Raw genomic sequence first — 1,826 nt, forward strand, 5'->3', positions numbered from 1 at the left:
GGAAAACCAACACACCGTACGATGAGTCAAAATATTTAGAAGCACTGAAACGAAGAGGCTCACCGCTGTTAAAATTTGCAATAACTAGCTAATTTTTACTTGCGGTCCACCTCAGGGCGTGTTGTTACATATATGACTACTCATCCATAATTCGATCCATTAACTTCAAAGCATCAAATGGTATTATTAGATTATTTATAGATAATAATTTATTTTGTTGCTCAACAGTTAGCCCATTGAAAATTATTTCATCGCTAAAATCTGGATGGAAAGAGATCTTCCTCGTTGATTCCGCTAAAATAAATGTAGGACTTGTCTTATCTTCTGTCCTAGCGTAAAGAATGGCTTCTGCTAGGCTACCTCTTTCAGGCTGAAGACAGTTGTTGTATGCTTTTTCACTTAAGTAACTTAAGACACTCGGGTTTTGGATTACGATATCCCGAATCTCTTTGATGCCAACAGAACTCAAGTCATTTTCATCTCGCGAAGCCTTGCAAATGTCAATTTTAACTGAATAATCATTGATGGCATTTTGAAGCTTATTAAAAAAAATATTATCTTGAGCAAATCCCGTAGCGGGGAGAATAAAGAGAAAAGAAAACAATATTTTATTATTCATGGACGACAACCCTGCTCAATTGCACGCCAGAATTTATATTCTTTAGGGCGACGGGCATGTGAAAGTGCTTGTTGTAATGCAAGCTTTTCTATTTCTCTTGCTTTAATTTTATCTAAGGCCCCAAAAGACTCAAAAAAATATTCCCAATTGGCTTGGTATATCGAATAACCAGTTTGTGTAGCTTCTGAACTAATGGCTTTAGCTGCAGATTTAACCGAAGATTCAACTGCATCACTAGGCAATTTCAATACAGAGAGTGCTCCTGTAGAACTTGTATTTCGTAAAGAGCTTCCTCCAAATATGCTATACAGGTGGCCAATTGTTAATGCAATTCGTCCAATTTTAGTGAGATCGTGTAACTGTTTAATTCGATCAATTCCTTTCAAACTTTCTTCGTCAAAAGTAACATCGACTATTGAAGGGCATTTTTTCATTGTATTTCCTTTGCGTAAAATTAAAGTTAAATTATTATATTTAAAAAATAAAATAACTCAACAGTAAATATGTAACGCCCTAATAATGGGCAAAAAATTGTTGGCTAAAATGTTGAGGAACGAAAACAGCCAACTATTTTTTGTCCTTATTTATTAGCTTGTTAGGCATTTTTTAGCCTTTTACTCTTTAATCTCGTAAGGAGCAGGCTCTAAAGATATTAAAACCTTTACAATACCTGCAATAATTAACAATTTAAGAGGGATAGCTATAAAACCAAAGTAGTACCTTGCAACAAATGTTGGTCCACCACCTTCAATGAAAGTACTTAAATACAGTGTTAATAGCCTTAGCGCTAATAGAGTGATGGATATGTATAAAAAGGTTACGCCCCAACTCTTTATAATTCGAGTGTTCAAATTTGACTTAATAAAAAATATTGTGCAGATAGCCATTGGAACTAGCCAATTAAATAAAAAATTAAGAGCCATGAACTCAATACCTGATAAATCCCTTCGGGGGTATCGATACAAGTCAATTGGTAGAATATTAAAGGGTTGCAGCAGCTGTGTTATTGGCAATAATTGATTAAGTATAAATGTAAAACTAAGAATTATGATGATATTTCTCATTGCGGCCTCCAATGCCTAACGCCGCTAAACACTGGCACATAGGTTTGGCGGCGTTTTTGCAGCTTTTTGTTTTTTGCAAAAAAGACGACAAAGCGTAATGCGTCCAGTGCTTTGCCTTGTTAAGTTTTGCGACTTGTAAGCTT

Annotated in this window: 3 protein-coding genes; all 3 read right to left on the reverse strand. The window is 35.2% G+C overall.

What is annotated here, in order from left to right:
• Window positions 1–136 precede the first annotated feature (136 nt).
• The 3 genes from KSO91_RS17090 to KSO91_RS17100 all read right to left on the reverse strand — a co-directional run bounded on the left by KSO91_RS17090 (window position 137) and on the right by KSO91_RS17100 (window position 1,683).
• A complete protein-coding gene (locus tag KSO91_RS17090; RefSeq protein WP_238744226.1) occupies window positions 137–619 on the reverse strand; it encodes a hypothetical protein in 483 nt (160 codons plus the stop codon).
• The gene (locus tag KSO91_RS17095; protein WP_238744227.1) at window positions 616–1,053 is read right to left on the reverse strand and encodes a hypothetical protein; all 438 of its coding nucleotides are present in this window, start codon (window positions 1,051–1,053) and stop codon (window positions 616–618) included. Before KSO91_RS17095 ends, KSO91_RS17090 begins: the two co-directional genes overlap by 4 nt.
• Window positions 1,054–1,233: 180 nt before the next feature.
• Window positions 1,234–1,683, reverse strand: a complete 450-nt coding sequence (locus KSO91_RS17100; protein WP_192116035.1) for a hypothetical protein — start codon at window positions 1,681–1,683, stop codon at window positions 1,234–1,236.
• Window positions 1,684–1,826: the final 143 nt, after the last annotated feature.

Origin of the sequence: Psychromonas antarctica (assembly GCF_022267535.1) — a bacterium.
GTDB lineage: Bacteria > Pseudomonadota > Gammaproteobacteria > Enterobacterales > Psychromonadaceae > Psychromonas > Psychromonas antarctica.

Coding starts and splice junctions, on each gene's coding strand:
- KSO91_RS17100 (WP_192116035.1), bottom strand. CDS start 1,683: ATGAGAAATATCATCATAATTCTTAGTTTTACATTTATACTTAATCAA.
- KSO91_RS17090 (WP_238744226.1), bottom strand. CDS start 619: ATGAATAATAAAATATTGTTTTCTTTTCTCTTTATTCTCCCCGCTACG.
- KSO91_RS17095 (WP_238744227.1), bottom strand. CDS start 1,053: ATGAAAAAATGCCCTTCAATAGTCGATGTTACTTTTGACGAAGAAAGT.